The organism is Shewanella oncorhynchi (genome assembly GCF_012584455.1).
In the GTDB taxonomy this organism is placed as follows: domain Bacteria; phylum Pseudomonadota; class Gammaproteobacteria; order Enterobacterales; family Shewanellaceae; genus Shewanella; species Shewanella oncorhynchi.
The window spans coordinates 16,787-33,431 of record NZ_JABAEB010000013.1; the positions used below are offsets into that span (position 1 = coordinate 16,787).

Below are 16,645 nucleotides of genomic sequence, written 5' to 3' on the forward strand. Positions count from 1 at the left end.
ATTGGATTGATATTGAATTAGAGTGCAATCGTTCCACGTTAAGCATCATTGAAATCAATGGATACTATACAAAACCTAAGGATGGATTTTGCCTTTTCAACATCAACCCAAGGCCGCGCCTTTATTTACAGCATCTCCTACAGCGATTGGAGATGATGCTGATAGTGCTTTGCTGATTTCGGTCACATCGCCAGAAGGTGAGACTTTTATCGCATTTGATCATCAGCTCGGTAAACTGGATGCTGCTCAAACGCCTGTTTTTACCACTAATGCGGAGCCATTAGCGTTCAATAGCGGTGCAGGCTTTTTAGTCACTGAGCATGACACCCAAGCTATAGACCAAGAGCAAGCCCAAGATTTGGTACTGCAAGAAATCCGTGCTGAACATCAACATCAACATCAAGATAAATTGGTTCCTGAGTCTGAATCCAAATTTGAACTGTCTTGTACGGCACAAACCAGTGCTCAGGCATTAGGGACGGGATCAGTTTTGCGTGCTCGTCAGCCATATTTCAAAGGATTAAGTCTGTTATTTTTTGTGATCTTAGTGCATGTGTGTTTATTTTTACTTATCTGCATTTTGTGGCGTCCGCAGCTAAATCCCTTTGGATTGAAGGAAATAGAAAGCCGTGGCCCTAAAGTGGCAGCGATCAAGGCTTACTTTATTTATGCTCCCGCGGTAGAGAAAGCCAAAACCTCAGAGTCCGAAACTGAGATCAAGGCCGAGGATAAGACTGAAGCGACAAATTCTGTTACGCCTACAATTGTTCCCACACCTCAAACTCAAGTGAAGCCTCTGCCAATACTTGAAAAGGTCATGCCTGAAACAATAGCACCAGAAAAGGCCTTCTCTGAAAAAGTAGAGTCGGAAAAAGTGAACCCAGATACGGTTAAACCGGACATCACTCAATCGAGCCAATCTCAATCAAGTGCCCAAAGTGAAGTACAGCCCGCTGAAGTGACGACAAAAAAACCAACTAATACGCTTGATACCACAGAAATAAAGCCGCAGCTTGGCGCTAAGAGCTCGCCTGCAGCAGAAGGTGAGAGCACAATAGCGACAAGCTCAAGCATGAGTTTATTCACCCAGCAATATTTTGAACGTCAGCGCGAGCAAGCGCTCGATGCTCTCGTCATTGAACAGGCCGATAAGTTCACCCGGAAATCGAATATGAGTGAAATGAGCCCAGAGATGGAGGTGCTATTTGTCCCTAATGCTGATGATTTCGGTGGCACAACGAGTCTAGATTTACCCTTAGACCCAAATCGTATTGTGCGTAAAGGGGATACTTGTTATCGCGTGGTACAAGTCGGCACTCAAGTTAATCCTAACGCCGAAAATTTAGGTTTTCCCATTAACTGCAGTGGCAAAAAAATCAATCAAGCTATTGATGATGCCATTCAATCTCGATTAAACAAAATGATACTCAAACCCCATAAATAGTGACTTTCTTTTATGATTTATTTTCATGCTAATTATATCTTTTTTAGTTTAATTTTATTTAATCAATTAAAAACAATTAATTATGAATCTTTATTTTGGATTGGTGGTTAAGATTTTTAATTGCTTTTTTCCTTGTTTGTTGCTGCCGCTTCTGTCTATACTGCGCACTCATCTTGTCGGAGTGCCTCTTGGCTGAGACCGTTTATTCGGGATCCGTTGAACCTGATCAGGTTAAAACCTGCGAAGGAAACAAGCGTAATAACACACATTAAATCGCCAAAATAGACTGCTTGAACACCTGTTTACTCAGCTGTGTTTTAAGCCTTAATTTTTAGATTTAATCGTTATTGAGCAGGGTAACTCAATTTTTGAAGCCAGTGTTGGCCACAAAAGTTGATTGCCATGTCCAGCTATCAACAACTCAATTCTCCAGACAAGCAACTCCATTTTTTAACGTGAGATTGCTTATGTCCAGTTCAAACTCAAACCCTGCTGTAGCTGCCAATGCGATAGAAATCACAGCGCCAGAATCGACAATCCCTAATAAATCGGCTGAGTCTAGTCAATCAATCGTGCCTAAGGCGCCGAATCGCCGCGAAACTCGCGCGCAGGCTCAAGCCTTTATCGATACGTTAGCGCCACTGCAACATCCTAATTCACAAAAGATTTATCTTGAAGGTCCCAGTGCCGATATACGCGTTGGTATGCGGCAAATTCTGCAGACTGACACGCTTGTCGGTGGTACAGATGATGCGCCTATCATGGAAAAAAATCCGCCAATCCGCGTGTATGATTGCGCCGGACCTTATTCCGATCCTGAGGCCGACATCAATGTGCGTCTAGGCCTTGGTAAATTAAGACAAAACTGGATCCTAGCCCGCAACGACACAGAGCAATTATCCTGCGCGACCTCAGACTTTACCCAACAAAGACTCGCCGACGACGGTTTAGATCATCTGCGTTTTGAGGCAGGCTCGAGTGCCATTGTCCGCCCACGCAGAGCGCTGCAGGGCAAACGAGTCAGTCAATTACACTATGCCCGTCAAGGGATTATCACGCCCGAAATGGAATATGTGGCGATCCGCGAGAACATGGCACTTGCGCAAGTACAGGATGAAATCCTCAATCGTAAAGCCAAGGGCGAAGCCTTTGGTGCCTTAGTTGGTGAGCCGATTACCGCCGAATTTGTTCGCGCTGAAGTTGCCCGTGGCCGCGCGATTATTCCGCTGAATATTAACCATCCCGAAGCCGAACCTATGATCATAGGGCGTAACTTTCTGGTGAAAGTGAACGCCAATATCGGTAACTCGGCGGTGACGTCTTCCATTGAGGAAGAAGTGGAAAAGCTCGTCTGGTCAATCCGTTGGGGCGCAGATACTGTCATGGATTTATCCACGGGTCGTTATATCCACGAAACCCGAGAGTGGATTATTCGCAACTCGCCCGTGCCCATCGGTACTGTGCCGATTTATCAAGCGCTGGAGAAAGTGAACGGCGTGGCAGAGGATTTAACCTGGGAAGTGTTCCGCGATACCTTGATTGAACAAGCTGAACAAGGTGTTGATTACTTTACGATTCATGCTGGTGTACTGCTACGTTATGTGCCGATGACGGCTAAACGCGTTACTGGGATCGTTTCCCGCGGCGGTTCAATCATGGCCAAATGGTGCTTGAGCCATCATAAGGAAAACTTCCTCTACAGCCATTTTCGTGAGATCTGTGAGCTTTGCGTCGCCTACGATGTATCCCTGTCTTTAGGTGATGGTATGCGTCCAGGCTCGATTGCCGACGCTAATGATGCCGCCCAGTTTGCAGAGCTTGAAACCTTAGGTGAGCTAGTCAAAATCGCATGGGAATACGACGTACAAACCATTATCGAAGGGCCGGGACATATCCCGATGCAGCTCATTAAAGAGAACATGGACAAGCAGTTAGCTCACTGCGATGAAGCGCCGTTTTACACGCTTGGCCCGCAAATCACCGATATCGCACCTGGGTATGATCATTTCACCTCCGGCATAGGCGCGGCCATGATCGCTTGGTACGGCTGTGCCATGTTGTGTTACGTCACGCCAAAAGAACACTTAGGATTACCGAATAAACAAGATGTTAAGCAAGGTTTGATTGCTTATAAGATTGCTGCCCACGCCGCCGATGTGGCCAAAGGTCATTCGAGTGCGCAAATTCGTGACAATGCGCTGGCAAAGGCGCGGTTCGAATTCCGCTGGGAAGATCAATATAACTTAGGACTCGATCCTGAAACCGCGCGTGCTTATCACGATGAATCTTTACCGCAGGAATCCGCGAAAGTCGCGCATTTTTGCTCTATGTGCGGCCCTAAATTTTGTTCGATGAAAATCACCCAAGATGTTCGCGCCTATGCCGCTGGCTTAGATGCGGCACAAGCGAAGGCAGAGCAAGTTGAAGCGGCTGACCAAGCCATGCAAGTCACAATCAAGACGCCGCAGGATTTGGAAGCGGCAATGGCACTAAAATCGGCACAATTTGCCGCCTCGGGCGCCGAGATCTATCAGGTGATAGACAAGCAGGTAAAAGACAAGCTTGTCGCCGAAGCTGAGGAAGCCTAATTATGCTGGGTATTCATGGGGGTAATTCGCCCATGAATACCGCTCGCCCCGCATTTGTTTGGACCATAGCCGGTTCAGACAGCGGCGGCGGTGCCGGTATTCAGGCGGACTTGGCGACAATTCAAGATTTGGGCTGTCACGGTTGCTGCGTGATCACCACTGTGACGGCGCAAAGCTCAGTAGCAGTCACTTTAGTCGAGCCCGTATCAGCGGCGATGTTAATGGCTCAGCTGACGACTTTGCTTTCAGACTTGCCACCCAAAGCAATTAAAATCGGCTTACTGGCAGATCAAACTCAAGTGGCATTGCTGGCAGATTGGATCGCGAGTTTTAAAATCCACTATCCATCTGTGCCTGTGATTGTCGATCCTGTGATGGTCGCCAGTTGTGGCGATGCATTAGCAGCAGATAACTGTCAGGATATAAAAAGTTCTGCCAAATCAGCTTTAGATTTTAATCCTTTCAAAGGCTTAATCGAACTTATCACGCCCAATGTGCTTGAACTTGGGCGGTTAACTAACAGTGATGTTTCGACCAAATCGCAGTTCGTTGCTGCAGCACAGGCTTTATCCCAGAGTTTAGATTGCAGTGTGCTCGCTAAAGGGGGCGATGTGAGCTTTGGCAGCACTGATATTCTTGATGATACTCATGCTAAAACTCAGGCTAACGTTCATGTTAGCACTCTCGATAGCAACGGCTGGGATCATGGGCTTGCCGAGGATTATCTGGTTTGCCATCAAGTACGTGCGAGCTCTGAGCTGCATCGAAATGGGCGCTTCTGGTTAGCAAGCCCGCGGGTTAATACCCGTCATAACCATGGTAGCGGCTGCACTTTGTCATCGGCCATTGCCGCCGTGTTAGCGAAGGGTTTTGTATTGCAAGATGCGGTGGTTGTTGCAAAAGCCTATGTGAGTCAAGGCATAAGCTCGGCGATTGGTTTAGGGCAAGGTCCAGGGCCGTTGGCCCGTACGGGTTGGCCCAATGATTTGTCCCGCTATGCCAAGATAAATTTGTGTGATGGCAATTTTATCAGTCATCAACTCAACCAACACCTTGATGTTGGTAATGATTTAGTTGCAACAGTTTTATCTGCAACAGATCAGGCACCTGCTCAGGTAAGAATAGCCTCGACGCCACCTCAAAATATTTTATCCCACGGTTTTAAAGTGCTCGATGCCGATCTTGGGGTTTATCCCGTGGTGAGTGATTTAATCATGCTGGAAAGTTTGTTAGTTGCGGGTGTTAAAACCGTGCAGTTACGGATAAAAACCGATACCAGCGAGTTAACTAGTGCAGCGCCAGCCGAATCTGATTTAGGCAAATCTAAGTCAGGCGAACCTGAGTTAATTGGTTCCGAATTAGAAGCACAAATTCAAACGGCCATTGCCTTAGGTAAGCATTTTAATGCACAGCTTTTTATTAATGATCACTGGCAGTTAGCGATAAAATACCATGCCTTTGGGGTACATTTAGGCCAAGAAGATCTCGCCGTTACCGACTTAGCGGCCATTCAGTCGGCAGGGCTCGCATTAGGTATATCCAGCCACAGTTATTTTGAGTTGCTACTGGCGCATCAATACTCGCCATCCTACATAGCGCTTGGGCATATATTCCCAACCACGACGAAGCAAATGCCTTCGGCGCCCCAAGGGCTCGCAAAACTTAAACATTATGTGGCGTTACTCCAAGACCACTATCCCTTGGTCGCCATTGGCGGCATCGACTTAGTTAATCTGGCAAAGGTGAAAGCCACTGGGGTCGGCAATATTGCTGTGGTGCGCGCAATAACCGAGGCTCAGGATCCAGTCGCAGCATTTGCAGAGTTGAGCCAAGCTTGGGAGCAATGTAGCTTGTCTGAAGAACTGGCTGTAAAGCATGAGTTGGTTGCTAAGCATGAGTAAAAACCAACCGCTTTCTCACGCAGAGGTTCTTTGCGACGGTACACAAAGCGCTCATACACTCAGTGATTCAGATTTCATGCGTTATTCTCGGCAAGTCTTATTGCCAGAGGTCGGTGAGGCAGGGCAATTGCAATTGGTCGACGCCAGCGTTGTTATTGTAGGGCTTGGCGGCTTAGGGCAATTGGCGGCGCAGTATCTGGCTTGTGCTGGCATTGGCAACTTGACCTTAATCGACATGGATAAGGTTGAAGTATCAAATCTGCCAAGACAATTGTTATTCAACGATGCCGACATTGGACTCAATAAGGCCCTAGTTGCCAAGCAAAAGCTCAAAGGCTTAGCGCCACATTGCACTGTTACTGCCCATGAAACAGCATTTAGTGCTGAGACATCAGCTCATCACTTCGCTGAGGTTTTACAATTAAAACAACAGGGTAAAAGATTACTTGTGCTTGACTGCACAGATAACTTTGCGACTCGCCAATCTATTAATCGCTGCTGTATCGAAGCAGCTTTGCCCCTAGTCAGTGCATCAATCGCAGCATTTAGCGGTCAATTGTTTGCGGTCGATCAAGTGCAGCTCCCTTCTGGCGGTTGCTATCACTGTATTTTCCCCGCACAGACGAGAGTGTCGCAGAGCTGCAGTACACAAGGTGTACTCGGCCCCAGCGTAGGCGTGATGGCGTCAATGCAATCTTTGGTGGCAATGCAACTCTTGCTGAGTGTGAATAGCTGTGGTGATGAACCGAAAAATGCCTTGTTGGGGCGTTTTTGGCGCTTTGACGCTAAATCGCTTTCATGGACAGCAGCTGCATTAACGCGGGATCCCCATTGTGACGTGTGTTGTCCCAAAGGGGCTTATCTATCATCAAATAAAGATAGTCTTGAGGTTTGATATGATTTTAATTCACATAAACAATATCCCGCAGTCGTTATCTGAACCGACGTCACTCGCGGCTGTGATCCTCGCGCAAGATATAGCCCTCGATTCGGTTGCTATCGTGTTGAATGCTGAGGTGGTTCCGCGCAACCGCTGGCAATCTATTCTCTGCCAACATGAAGATAAATTAGAATTTTTTTCAGCAGTGGCGGGAGGCTAATATGTTAAAGATTGCTGATGTGGAGTTTGAGTCGCGGTTATTTACAGGAACGGGAAAGTTCAGTAATAGCCAAGTGATGATCGAGGCGATAATGGCTTCAAAATCGCAGTTAGTGACAGTTGCGATGAAAAGAATTGATTTTAAAATGGGGCTTGATGATTTACTCACGCCGTTACGTCAAGCGGGTGTCCGGCTATTGCCTAACACTTCGGGGGCGAGAAACGCCAAGGAAGCGGTGTTTGCGGCTGAGCTTGCCCGTGAAATGCTGGGAACTCATTGGATTAAGCTCGAAATCCATCCAGACCCTAAGTACCTAATGCCCGATGCGATTGAAACCTTAGAGGCGGCCAGAATCCTCTGTGAGAAAGGCTTTATCGTGTTGCCCTACGTGCATGCCGATCCTGTGTTCTGTCGCCGCTTGGAAGAGGTGGGCTGCGCTGCGGTTATGCCACTGGCGAGTCCGATTGGCAGTAATCAAGGTTTAGTCACTGAAAGCTTTTTAAAAATCATCATAGAGCAGGCGCGGGTGCCAGTGGTGATCGATGCCGGCATTGGCGCACCTTCACAGGCTGCGCGGGCAATGGAGCTGGGCGCCGATGCGGTGCTCGTCAACACCGCCATCGCCAGCAGCGCGTCGCCGATAGTGATGGCCGAGTGCTTTAAGGAGGCGGTGCAATGCGGCAGACGGGCCTTTGAAGCAGGGCTTGGCCGAGTACAAACGGGCGCGGTACAGACCAGTCCTCTGACAGGATTTTTAAACCAATGAGTTTTGTAGCGGAATTTGCCAACATCCCACGGGATAAACTGTTACTCGATTTGTATTCTTGCACAGCCCAAGATGTCGAGCGGGCGTTAGTGAGTCCAGTAGGGGATTTACGCAGCTTACTGGCCTTGTTATCACCTGCGGCTGAACCTTATATCGAAACCATGGCACAACATTCAGCGGCGCTTACGCGGCAGAGATTTGGCGCGAATCTGGGCATGTATTTACCGCTATACGTCTCGAATCTGTGCGCTAATGAGTGTGATTACTGTGGTTTTAGCATGAGTAACAAACTCAAACGCAAGACCTTGAATGAACAGGAGTTGATGGCTGAAATAGCTATTATCAAAGGCAGAGGTTTTGATTCTATTTTACTGGTGTCGGGTGAGCATGAAACTAAGGTCGGCATCGATTATTTCAAGCAAATGTTGCCGTTGGTAAAGCAGCAATTTAGCCATGTGGCGATGGAGGTCCAACCCATGAGTGAGGACCATTATCGCCAGTTAGTCGCGCTAGGTTTAGATGCTGTGATGATTTATCAGGAGACCTATCAGCCCGAGACTTATGCTCGTCACCATTCCCGAGGTAAAAAAATGGATTTTGCCTATCGCTTAGCAACACCGGATAGAGTTGCGGCGGCGGGGGGGGATAAAATTGGTCTTGGGGTATTACTGGGGCTGGATGATTGGCGTTTAGATGCGTTAATGATGGGATATCATCTTGACTATTTAGAGCGTCGCTATTGGCGCACTCGCTTTAGTATTTCGCTGCCAAGGTTAAGGCCTTGTACTGGCGGGATCACCCCAAAAGTTATGCTATCGGATTTAGGTTTAGTGCAAATGATTTGTGCATTTAGACTTTTTAATCATCAGCTTGATATCAGTATGTCGACAAGGGAAAGCCCTGAGCTGAGGGATAATCTTTTGCCACTTGGAATTACTCAAATCAGTGCGGGTAGTTCGACACAACCGGGCGGCTATCAAGCACCCGACAGTCAACTCGATCAATTTGAGATAAGCGATGATCGCAGCGTCGAGCAAGTCATCGAACAGATGCAACGGCAGGGTTTTAATCCCGTATTTAAGGATTGGGAAGCCAATTGGATCACAGGATAAATAAGACCGTAAATAAATGGTGAGAATGCGGATAAAACCTGTACTTTTGCAGGTGGTTGGTCAATAATTGACCCATTAATCACAGCGTGCAGGAATACCGTTATGCAAATCCAATCTGCTTATTCATCCGGTCTGCAAGGCTTGCAAAGTGCTCAATCTGGGCTCACTCAAGCAACAATAGATGTGGCTAAACCTACACCGACTCAAAGTGCGGCTCCGGCTGAATCTACAAGAGATGTTGCGCAGCCTGATAAAACCTCGGCATTACTTAACGCTAATGAGTCATTAAGACAAGGGGAAGCGTCAACAGAAGTGATTGAAACTGATTCTGAAACTATAGGTTCGATCATTAATATTAAGGTGTAAATATCATGTCGGTTGTGGCGCTATCACCTAAGGTTGGAGCGCCATCCTCTTCATTTTCGGCACATGATAAGATGCTCAGCTCGAATCTAAGCCAGAGTCACACTAATAGCACTTATCAAGGAGCCAGCGCTCACACTGCAGGCTCCGCAAAAATTGAAGCGAGTGGTGTCCATGAACTACAGGTTACTGGAACTTCATTTACTCCAGTTCAAGCCACGCCTATTACTTCATTAGCTGCTAACGTTTCCCAATCTCTCCACTCATCACCAAATGTGTCTTTTGCAGCTTCTAGTGCTGTTTCATCAACTGCTGCATCTGTACTTCCTGTACTGAATGGTGCAAGCCAAGCACTCGAGGTCGCTCCTTTTTCCGTACCAACGCCAAGGAGCAATCCTCAGGTAAATACGTTAAATGATCGAGCGAGCTTACATGCCGATGCGAGTTTTAGTTTGTTAACAGGACCAAGATCCATTTCTGGTGTACGCGGGGGACAGATTGCGGCACCTATTTCTACTCAGGTATTTTCGCCCGTGGCTACAATAAGTCCAAATCTCAGTGTAACGAGCAATATTCCCGTTGATATTTTTACGCCTCTGAGTCCATCAATTGGCACTAGGGGTACTGATATTCCTGCTTTCAATCCATCTAGCACGGGTGATGTTTCTCCAATAATGCCTGATTTAGCGGCAGTGTTTGGGCCACAAACTGTCTTTACTGGAGCTGCGTTAGTTGATCCCACTACGTCCGATTCTGCAATTAACAGTTCTGTAAATAAGAGTGTAGCAACGAGTGCAGGGCCTGTTGGTCAGTCAAACTCTGCGCAAGCCGTAGATCAATCCGCTAGCAATGATGTTGCTCAACCGACTGTGTTAGAACAATTTACTCAAGTTTTTGGTGAAGCTCAGGCTCAAGCTAGTCCTGTAGATGTTCCTGCGACAGTATCTAACCCAGATGATAGTCAACAAGTCTTAGCTGCTGTCTTTGCTCCAAATGATAATCAGCTTGAAAAGCAAGTACAGGAAGAAGAATCGCGGAAACAGCAAATAGCAGCAGCGGAAGAGGCAAAGCAGCAATCACGGGTTCAACAGGCTCAAGAACAAGAGATACAAGCCCAAGAAAAAGTGCAGGCTCAACAGCAACAGCAAGTCGATGAACTTAAAACTCGAGATTCAGAGGTTAAAGCCCATGAGCATGCCCACGCAACCGTCGGAGGACAATACGCTCAGAGCCCGAGTTTTAAGTATGAAAAGGGTGCTGATGGCCAACGTTACGCCACCGATGGCGAAGTGCAGATTGATGTCTCTCCAGTGGGAGGCGACCCGCTTGCAACGATAAACAAAATGAAGCAAGTTTATGCCGCAGCAATGGCTCCTGTTGACCCGTCATCAGCGGATATCCGTGTTGCCGCGGAAGCCTTGCAAAAAATGAATGAAGCTAAGGTGATGCTGGCAGAGGAGCGACAAAAACAAATTGTTGACTTGCAAACGACTCAAACATTAATAGACGCAGATGCAAAAATCAAAGAGTTGCCACCGTTAGAAAAACATACACCTGTAGTGACGGGAGATGTTGATGAGTCAGGTAATATTGCTCAGCCCCAAGAGGCTGTATCCACCCCCGCATCTACTGCGCTTGATAAGCTAAAACAAGCGATCGAGGCGCAAACGGCCAATACGAGAGTCATTGATACGGGTTCGAAAACCTCTTCTGATATCAGTGACTCAGTCACTACATCGACCACAGTGGAAACGATTGAGCCACCGACCGCAACTTTAGCATTTGGATATGCTTCAACTTCAGCGGATTTAGCGACGGGTTTTATCTCAAGATCCGATAGTGCTGCAAGCCGTTATTATACTGCAGTTGCACAAGCCAGTGCTGGGCCTTCAGCTCGTGTCGATATGACGCAGCAAGCGAATATTCCCCCTTCGTATCTGGCATCTTCAAATGAGCTGCCTAGCAATTTGCAATCTACGGATGTTTTGTCCACAAACGATGTAAATGAGCAGTCTTCAAATATCAGTGCTAGCGCGAATACGAATGTGTCTTTGCAGAGCGAGTTATATGTGGAGGATGACCTCTTGCAGGAGACGGGATTTATTCAGCCGCAATATTTGGGTGATCAACAAGCGCGCTATGTCGACTTTAGTGTGTAAGATTAGGCTTTAACTATTCCCATGATTCGCTGTTCATCATCTTTTTCGAAACAACCTCTCAGTACCACTAAGAACTAACCATTTAATCAGCAGTTGGCATTTATCGTTTTGCTCACTCGAATTGATAACTCGTTTGGTATCTTGCTGTTAATGACTATTCGTCGTTTCAATTCCGTGCTGTTTTAAAATCAAGGAAGCAAGCAGTTTTGATGCAGGCCCTTGTTGATCTCTTTTAGGGATAACTAAGCTCAACATGATGCGACGTTTTTGGCTGCCCTCAAGATGTAAACGTACTAGATTACCCGAAGCCAATTCTTCTTGGACTAAGAAAGAGGGGATCCAACAGAAACCAATGCCTTGATTTAAAATGACTTTAGCTTCATGGAAGTTAGAGACTGTCCAGCGCTGCTCAGCTTTGAGCCAGCCGATATCAATGTTGGATTGCACCCCAGTATCTTTAATCACTAACTGTAAATATTGTGCCAGTAGTTTATCGTCTTCAATTGTGCCTAAGTCAGCGAGTGGGTGATTTGGATGACAGACGAGGTAGAGTTCTTGTTCACATAAGGGTTCGGATAAATACCCTTTAGGCGGCACCCCTGCACAGATAGCAATATCGACTTTACTCTGCAGAATGAGCTCTTGAGTGCCGGTGATCACAGAGTCCAGCATGATGATTCGAGTGCCACGACTGTGGGGTAGAAACGCATTGAGGGCACACACTAAGCTTTCCATCGGATAGATAATTTCACGGGCAATCGTGAGTGTCGGCTCCCACCCTTGCTCGAGATTACTCGCAAGCTGTTCTAACTCGTTGACGGCTTGGGTGACATGCCGTGAGCGGCGCAGCAGCACTTCGCCCTGCGGGGTGAGATAGGCTTTACGGCCTTTGACTTCGAGTAGCTCGATACCTAACTGATGCTGTAATTTGGCAACGGCATGGTTAAGTGACGATTGACTCTTGTTGAGTTTTTCGGCCGCTTGGGCATAGCCGCCAAAATCGACCACCGCTTGCAAAATACGCCATTGTTCTAAGGTAGATTTAGCTCGAGTCATTATAATCTCAAAAAAACGATAGATTGAGGCTTATAGTGGCCACTTCTTACGACTTTTTCAATTAAATATCATAGAGTCAGTCATTCTCACGACATATAGATAGTTATGTCGCGCTAAGTTATGAAGGTGATAGAGAGGCTAATCATGACGATTTTCAGTGTTTGCGCCCGAGCGAGTCACAAACACATCCTAAGCATTCACACTTAAAACGCACAAGAACCTATTGCGTCGAAAGCTTGGGTGTTGGAGCTGTCAGCATGTTCTGAAGCGGCGCTATTTGAGATCCTTTGGATCAGCGCAGCACTATCAACGGGGGCGCCAATGACCGCTTTTAATTGGTCACTGAAGCTTAAAGCGTCTTCATTGATGACTAATACATTGAATAATTTGAGTTTTTCTTGGCAGTTGAATGTGGATTGAGCTATCAGCTGGGCTAGCGATGCTTGCCAGAGTGATTGGTAGTAGAGCGGTCCTTCGTTGGCGATAGCATTGAAGCTATAAGGATAATCCTGTGTTTGTGGCCAGTCTTGACCAAAGCTGGCATTAAACTCTGCACCGAGATCGGGGTAGACTTGTGCACTTGAGTTTTGGTAAAAGTTGACTGCAACCTTAGCGCGAAAGACTTTAAGCTGCTTCGAATAAGCTTTAGCCAGTGTTTCACGCTCCTGTAAATAGGTGTGCTCAAATTGCGGAAAGAGTTGATGGCGCAGCACTTCAGCTAACCAAAGACTCGCCACAAAATAGCTATCTTGACTCTGTCCCATGGCATTGTTGAGGTAGAAATGACTCGCTTTAGCAAGGGAAGCGACAGCCTCTGCGATGGACTCGGTTAATTGCTCAATGTCTTTGTAGTTAATCAACTGTGGCTTGAGATCTAAAGCTTGTTGTCCAAATTGCTGGCCGAGTACACTTTGGCGCAATGTCTGCTGTTGACTACTTTGCTGTGGATTTGGGTTATACGCCACATAGATTTCACCTAACAATCTTTGCTGGTGGTAGACCCTAACGATATGCGGCCGATTAGGAACGGTTGGTATTTTCTCGACCTTAGCGGTTTCTATGGTCTCAAAGTGTAAACCAAACACTTGCAGATAAGTAAAGCTGCGACTCAAGACGTCAGAAGTTTGCCAGATGGGACCTTTGGCAGATGCTTGTTGTGACAGGGTTCGCCCAATATCCCAGGGAGCCACTTGCAGATCTTGGGTTTGGCTATCAAGAAAAGCTTTGACTAATTCAGGGGACGATAACTGCTGCGAACTAAGCACTAAAGCGCTGTAATCGGTAAAGCCTGCAGCAGTGGAAGCTTGTTGGCGCTGCTCAGTAATTCGCTCTAATGCCGTTTGATTGGTTTCACTGGCTCTGGCTTGGTAGGCCTGCCATACATTTTTGCGACATACGGCGTTTTCTTGCGTCAGTAAGTAACTGGCGATAGTGCCAGAAAAGTCGCTCTGCTTTGAACTGTCGGGCTTCGGCTCGTCACTTTTATCCTCTTTTGTATGCAGATGATGTTGCTGAGTCACTTCAGGTTGGCATTGGCTGTCATTGAAGGCAAGACTAAATTGTTGACTGCCTAACCCTTGGCCTATACTGGCTTGCGCTGTATGTAATTTCGCTTTCTCCTCGGCGCTCCAATGTTGTTGTAGCAATTGTTTAAGCTGTTGGCTCAGCAGTATTTGTTCTGCATTGCCTTGGGCTAAGGCGTAGGCGAGTTGGCTAAATTCTGCTTGGCTGAGAAGTTGCGACAGGGTGTCGGCGAGGTGTAACTGGCATTGCAGTAAACCTTCGCGCTCTTCACTCGGTAAGTTAAACCCACGGTAATAGTTGAGTCTGTCGTTGATATTATTAAGCCCTAACATCTGTTGCTCAAAAATAAGCGCGCGCTGGGCCAAGGTTAATTCAGATGCCGTTAAACGCGCATTGGCGAACACAGTCGCGAGATTAATACTTGGCAAACGCAGGCATTGTTCAACTAAAAGGGGAACAGGGCTTGGCGCCGCATAGGCGGCATTCGTAACATAAAGGCTCAAGCCAAACAGGCTAACCAGTAAAGTGGGTTTTAACATGGGTTATGTGTTCTGCATCTGTGATGGAATGAGTTAACTTTGACTTAGTATCCAATTGAGTTAGCTTCAAGTCATTGTTATGCATGAAACCCTGTTCTGTTCTGGATGTCAACGATAAGGGTGGGAGTCGCAAATGTATTGCTATTCAAGGAAGGAGTTACACTGAGCTGCTGAACACTTACATATTCCAGATTAACTAGATGAATGGTGATCTTTCGGCTTTTGATATCAGCCATTACCAACTCAAACCCTGAGGACGCAATGACTGATATTCGCTTGCTTCAGACTGAAAAGGTTAGTTTAAATCCTGATTAGGTTGATTTTTCACTGCGATAATCGTGGCACGTTTTGGCGCAGGATAACCTTCAACCGTTTTGGTGATGTCGTTAGGATCTAAGTATTCAACCAGTGACTCGTTAGGCATCCAGTCGGTACGGCGTTGCTCAGCAAGGGCTGTGACATCGGTATCGACACAACGGATATCAGTGAAATCACACTTTTTTAACCATAGCATGAGCGCGGCAACGGACGGAATGAACCATACATTATTCATTTTGCCATATCTATCTTGAGGCACGAGTACGGCATTTTCGTCGCCATCTATCACCAAGGTTTCTAGCACGAGCTCACCACCGGTGCGCAATTGATCACGCAGCTGTAACAAGTGATCGATAGGCGAACGTCTGTGATACAAAACGCCCATGGAGAAAACCGTGTCAAATGCATCGAGCGGTGGCAGCTCTTCAATGCCAAGAGGCAACAAGTGCACAGGATGATGTATGCCCGCTAAACGTTTGATGGCTTCAAACTGACATAAAAACAACGGCGAAGGGTCGATACCGACGACACGTTTGGCACCTGAGCCCAACATGCGCCACATGTGATAACCACTGCCGCAACCGACATCGAGCACAGTGCGGTTTTTCAGCGGCGAAATATGTTGCTTAACGCGGTCCCATTTCCAGTCACTGCGCCATTCGGTATCGATGTGGATGCCATGAATGTGGAAGGGGCCTTTACGCCATGGCATAAACAAACGCAGCAGGTTTTCAAGCTTCTCTTTTTCGCCTGGGCTAAGTTGCTCGCCGCTACCGACGGTCACGCTATCAACAAAATCCACTTGGTCGGGTGCTTGATAGTGCAGCTTGTTGAGCACTTTTTCCCACTTTGGCAGGTTGCCGTGTTTATGATCTCGTTGCCACTTGCCTAAAATGCTCGGCAGGGTTTCGAGCCAGTGCTGTAGATTCGAATCGGCGATTTGTTGGTAAAACGAGCTAAAGCTGATCACTTGATGGCCACCATAGAAGCAAAGTTAAAGCATTGGAACCAGAGACTAAAGTGACTAAAGCCTTGGCTGGTGAGTCGTTGTTGATGCGTGGTTAAGGTGTCTGGCTTCATGACATTTTCCAGCGCACTGCGTTTTTGGCTGATCTCAAGTTCGCTGTAACCATTAGCGCGTTTAAAGTCCAAATGTTGCTCTTCCAATAAGGTTTGGATAGGAGCATCTTCGAAGCGAATTTTTTCTGACAGCACTAATATCCCGCCGGGATTCAGACCTTGATAAATCTTTGCTATCAGGGTTTCTCTGTCTTCTGGCGGTAAAAACTGCAATGTAAAATTGAGCACCACCAATGACGCATTTTGAATATCGATATCGCGGATATCACCGCAAACCAGATCGACATCCGTATCGCTGACATAGGCATTCAGGTTCTCTTGGCAGCGTGCGACCATAGATTCACTGTTATCTACAGCAATAATGCGACATTGGCGGCCTTGGATTTGGCGACGAATACTTAAGGTCGCGGCGCCGAGTGAGCAACCCAAATCGTAAATTTGAGTATTTGGCATGACGAAACGATCTGCAAAATCGCCTATGGTATTGATAATTTGCGTATATCCAGGCACGGAGCGGCGGATCATGTCACTGAATACGCCTGCTACACGGTTATCAAACTGGAAATCGCTAATATGCTCGCTCGCTTGAGCGTAGATAGTGTCTTGAGAAACGTTCATCTGAGATTTTTCATGGGAATTCAACTGTGCATTTTAACGAATCAGAGCGATTAGCAGCAAGTCTCATGCTAGTAATT

At 46.9% G+C, this 16,645-nt stretch carries 13 protein-coding genes and 1 riboswitch; of the genes, 9 read left to right on the plus strand and 4 right to left on the minus strand.

The genetic code is table 11. From position 1 onward, the window contains the following. Positions 1-88: 88 nt before the first annotated feature. From HGO26_RS18340 to HGO26_RS18380, 9 genes are all read left to right on the plus strand, one after another. Complete coding sequence (locus tag HGO26_RS18340; RefSeq protein ID WP_168827026.1) at positions 89-1,444, plus strand: hypothetical protein; 1,356 nt, start codon at positions 89-91, stop codon at positions 1,442-1,444. A gap of 167 nt (positions 1,445-1,611) precedes the next feature. Continuing rightward, positions 1,612-1,710, plus strand: a riboswitch (TPP riboswitch). A 201-nt stretch (positions 1,711-1,911) separates the two neighbouring features. Then, a complete protein-coding gene (gene thiC, locus HGO26_RS18345) occupies positions 1,912-4,032 on the plus strand; it encodes a phosphomethylpyrimidine synthase ThiC (protein WP_168827028.1) in 2,121 nt (706 codons plus the stop codon). Positions 4,033-4,034: 2 nt separating this feature from the next. Continuing rightward, positions 4,035-5,933 carry a bifunctional hydroxymethylpyrimidine kinase/phosphomethylpyrimidine kinase gene (locus HGO26_RS18350; protein ID WP_168827030.1) on the plus strand — a complete coding sequence of 633 codons (1,899 nt, stop codon included), beginning with the start codon at positions 4,035-4,037 and terminating at the stop codon, positions 5,931-5,933. Beyond that, positions 5,926-6,828 (plus strand): HesA/MoeB/ThiF family protein, encoded by a 903-nt coding sequence (locus HGO26_RS18355; RefSeq protein ID WP_168827031.1) that lies wholly within the window; start codon positions 5,926-5,928, stop codon positions 6,826-6,828. Before HGO26_RS18350 ends, HGO26_RS18355 begins: the two co-directional genes overlap by 8 nt. 1 nt (position 6,829) lies before the next feature. Further along, on the plus strand, positions 6,830-7,033 hold the full coding sequence (gene thiS / locus HGO26_RS18360) for a sulfur carrier protein ThiS (RefSeq protein ID WP_168827033.1): 204 nt from the start codon (positions 6,830-6,832) through the stop codon (positions 7,031-7,033). A gap of 1 nt (position 7,034) precedes the next feature. After that, a complete protein-coding gene (locus HGO26_RS18365) occupies positions 7,035-7,799 on the plus strand; it encodes a thiazole synthase (RefSeq protein ID WP_168827035.1) in 765 nt (254 codons plus the stop codon). Then, entirely contained in the window at positions 7,796-8,911 is a 1,116-nt protein-coding gene (thiH, locus tag HGO26_RS18370) for a 2-iminoacetate synthase ThiH (RefSeq protein ID WP_168827037.1), read from the plus strand. The genes HGO26_RS18365 and thiH overlap by 4 nt, the downstream gene beginning before the upstream one ends. Positions 8,912-9,013: 102 nt before the next feature. Then, on the plus strand, positions 9,014-9,277 hold the full coding sequence (locus HGO26_RS18375; protein WP_131524079.1) for a chemotaxis protein: 264 nt from the start codon (positions 9,014-9,016) through the stop codon (positions 9,275-9,277). A gap of 5 nt (positions 9,278-9,282) precedes the next feature. Then, positions 9,283-11,433, plus strand: coding sequence for a putative metalloprotease CJM1_0395 family protein (locus HGO26_RS18380; protein ID WP_168827039.1), 2,151 nt, complete (start codon positions 9,283-9,285; stop codon positions 11,431-11,433). A gap of 147 nt (positions 11,434-11,580) precedes the next feature. Here the strand turns inward: HGO26_RS18380 and HGO26_RS18385 are convergent, their stop codons facing one another. From HGO26_RS18385 to cmoA, 4 genes are all read right to left on the minus strand, one after another. Further along, on the minus strand, positions 11,581-12,489 hold the full coding sequence (locus HGO26_RS18385; protein ID WP_105252571.1) for a LysR family transcriptional regulator: 909 nt from the start codon (positions 12,487-12,489) through the stop codon (positions 11,581-11,583). 203 nt (positions 12,490-12,692) lie between these two features. Then, entirely contained in the window at positions 12,693-14,552 is a 1,860-nt protein-coding gene (locus HGO26_RS18390) for a M3 family metallopeptidase (RefSeq protein ID WP_168827041.1), read from the minus strand. A gap of 295 nt (positions 14,553-14,847) precedes the next feature. Further along, positions 14,848-15,840, minus strand: a complete 993-nt coding sequence (cmoB, locus tag HGO26_RS18395; protein WP_168827043.1) for a tRNA 5-methoxyuridine(34)/uridine 5-oxyacetic acid(34) synthase CmoB — start codon at positions 15,838-15,840, stop codon at positions 14,848-14,850. Further along, positions 15,837-16,568 (minus strand): carboxy-S-adenosyl-L-methionine synthase CmoA, encoded by a 732-nt coding sequence (gene cmoA / locus HGO26_RS18400; RefSeq protein ID WP_006081747.1) that lies wholly within the window; start codon positions 16,566-16,568, stop codon positions 15,837-15,839. The genes cmoB and cmoA overlap by 4 nt, the downstream gene beginning before the upstream one ends. Positions 16,569-16,645 lie beyond the last annotated feature (77 nt).

Bases quoted from the DNA above. Each gene is read 5' to 3' on its own strand.
- cmoA (WP_006081747.1), bottom strand. From the start codon at position 16,568: ATGAACGTTTCTCAAGACACTATCTACGCTCAAGCGAGCGAGCATATT.
- thiH (WP_168827037.1), top strand. From the start codon at position 7,796: ATGAGTTTTGTAGCGGAATTTGCCAACATCCCACGGGATAAACTGTTA.
- HGO26_RS18365 (WP_168827035.1), top strand. From the start codon at position 7,035: ATGTTAAAGATTGCTGATGTGGAGTTTGAGTCGCGGTTATTTACAGGA.
- HGO26_RS18350 (WP_168827030.1), top strand. From the start codon at position 4,035: ATGCTGGGTATTCATGGGGGTAATTCGCCCATGAATACCGCTCGCCCC.
- thiS (WP_168827033.1), top strand. From the start codon at position 6,830: ATGATTTTAATTCACATAAACAATATCCCGCAGTCGTTATCTGAACCG.
- thiC (WP_168827028.1), top strand. From the start codon at position 1,912: ATGTCCAGTTCAAACTCAAACCCTGCTGTAGCTGCCAATGCGATAGAA.
- HGO26_RS18380 (WP_168827039.1), top strand. From the start codon at position 9,283: ATGTCGGTTGTGGCGCTATCACCTAAGGTTGGAGCGCCATCCTCTTCA.
- HGO26_RS18355 (WP_168827031.1), top strand. From the start codon at position 5,926: ATGAGTAAAAACCAACCGCTTTCTCACGCAGAGGTTCTTTGCGACGGT.
- HGO26_RS18385 (WP_105252571.1), bottom strand. From the start codon at position 12,489: ATGACTCGAGCTAAATCTACCTTAGAACAATGGCGTATTTTGCAAGCG.
- HGO26_RS18390 (WP_168827041.1), bottom strand. From the start codon at position 14,552: ATGTTAAAACCCACTTTACTGGTTAGCCTGTTTGGCTTGAGCCTTTAT.
- HGO26_RS18375 (WP_131524079.1), top strand. From the start codon at position 9,014: ATGCAAATCCAATCTGCTTATTCATCCGGTCTGCAAGGCTTGCAAAGT.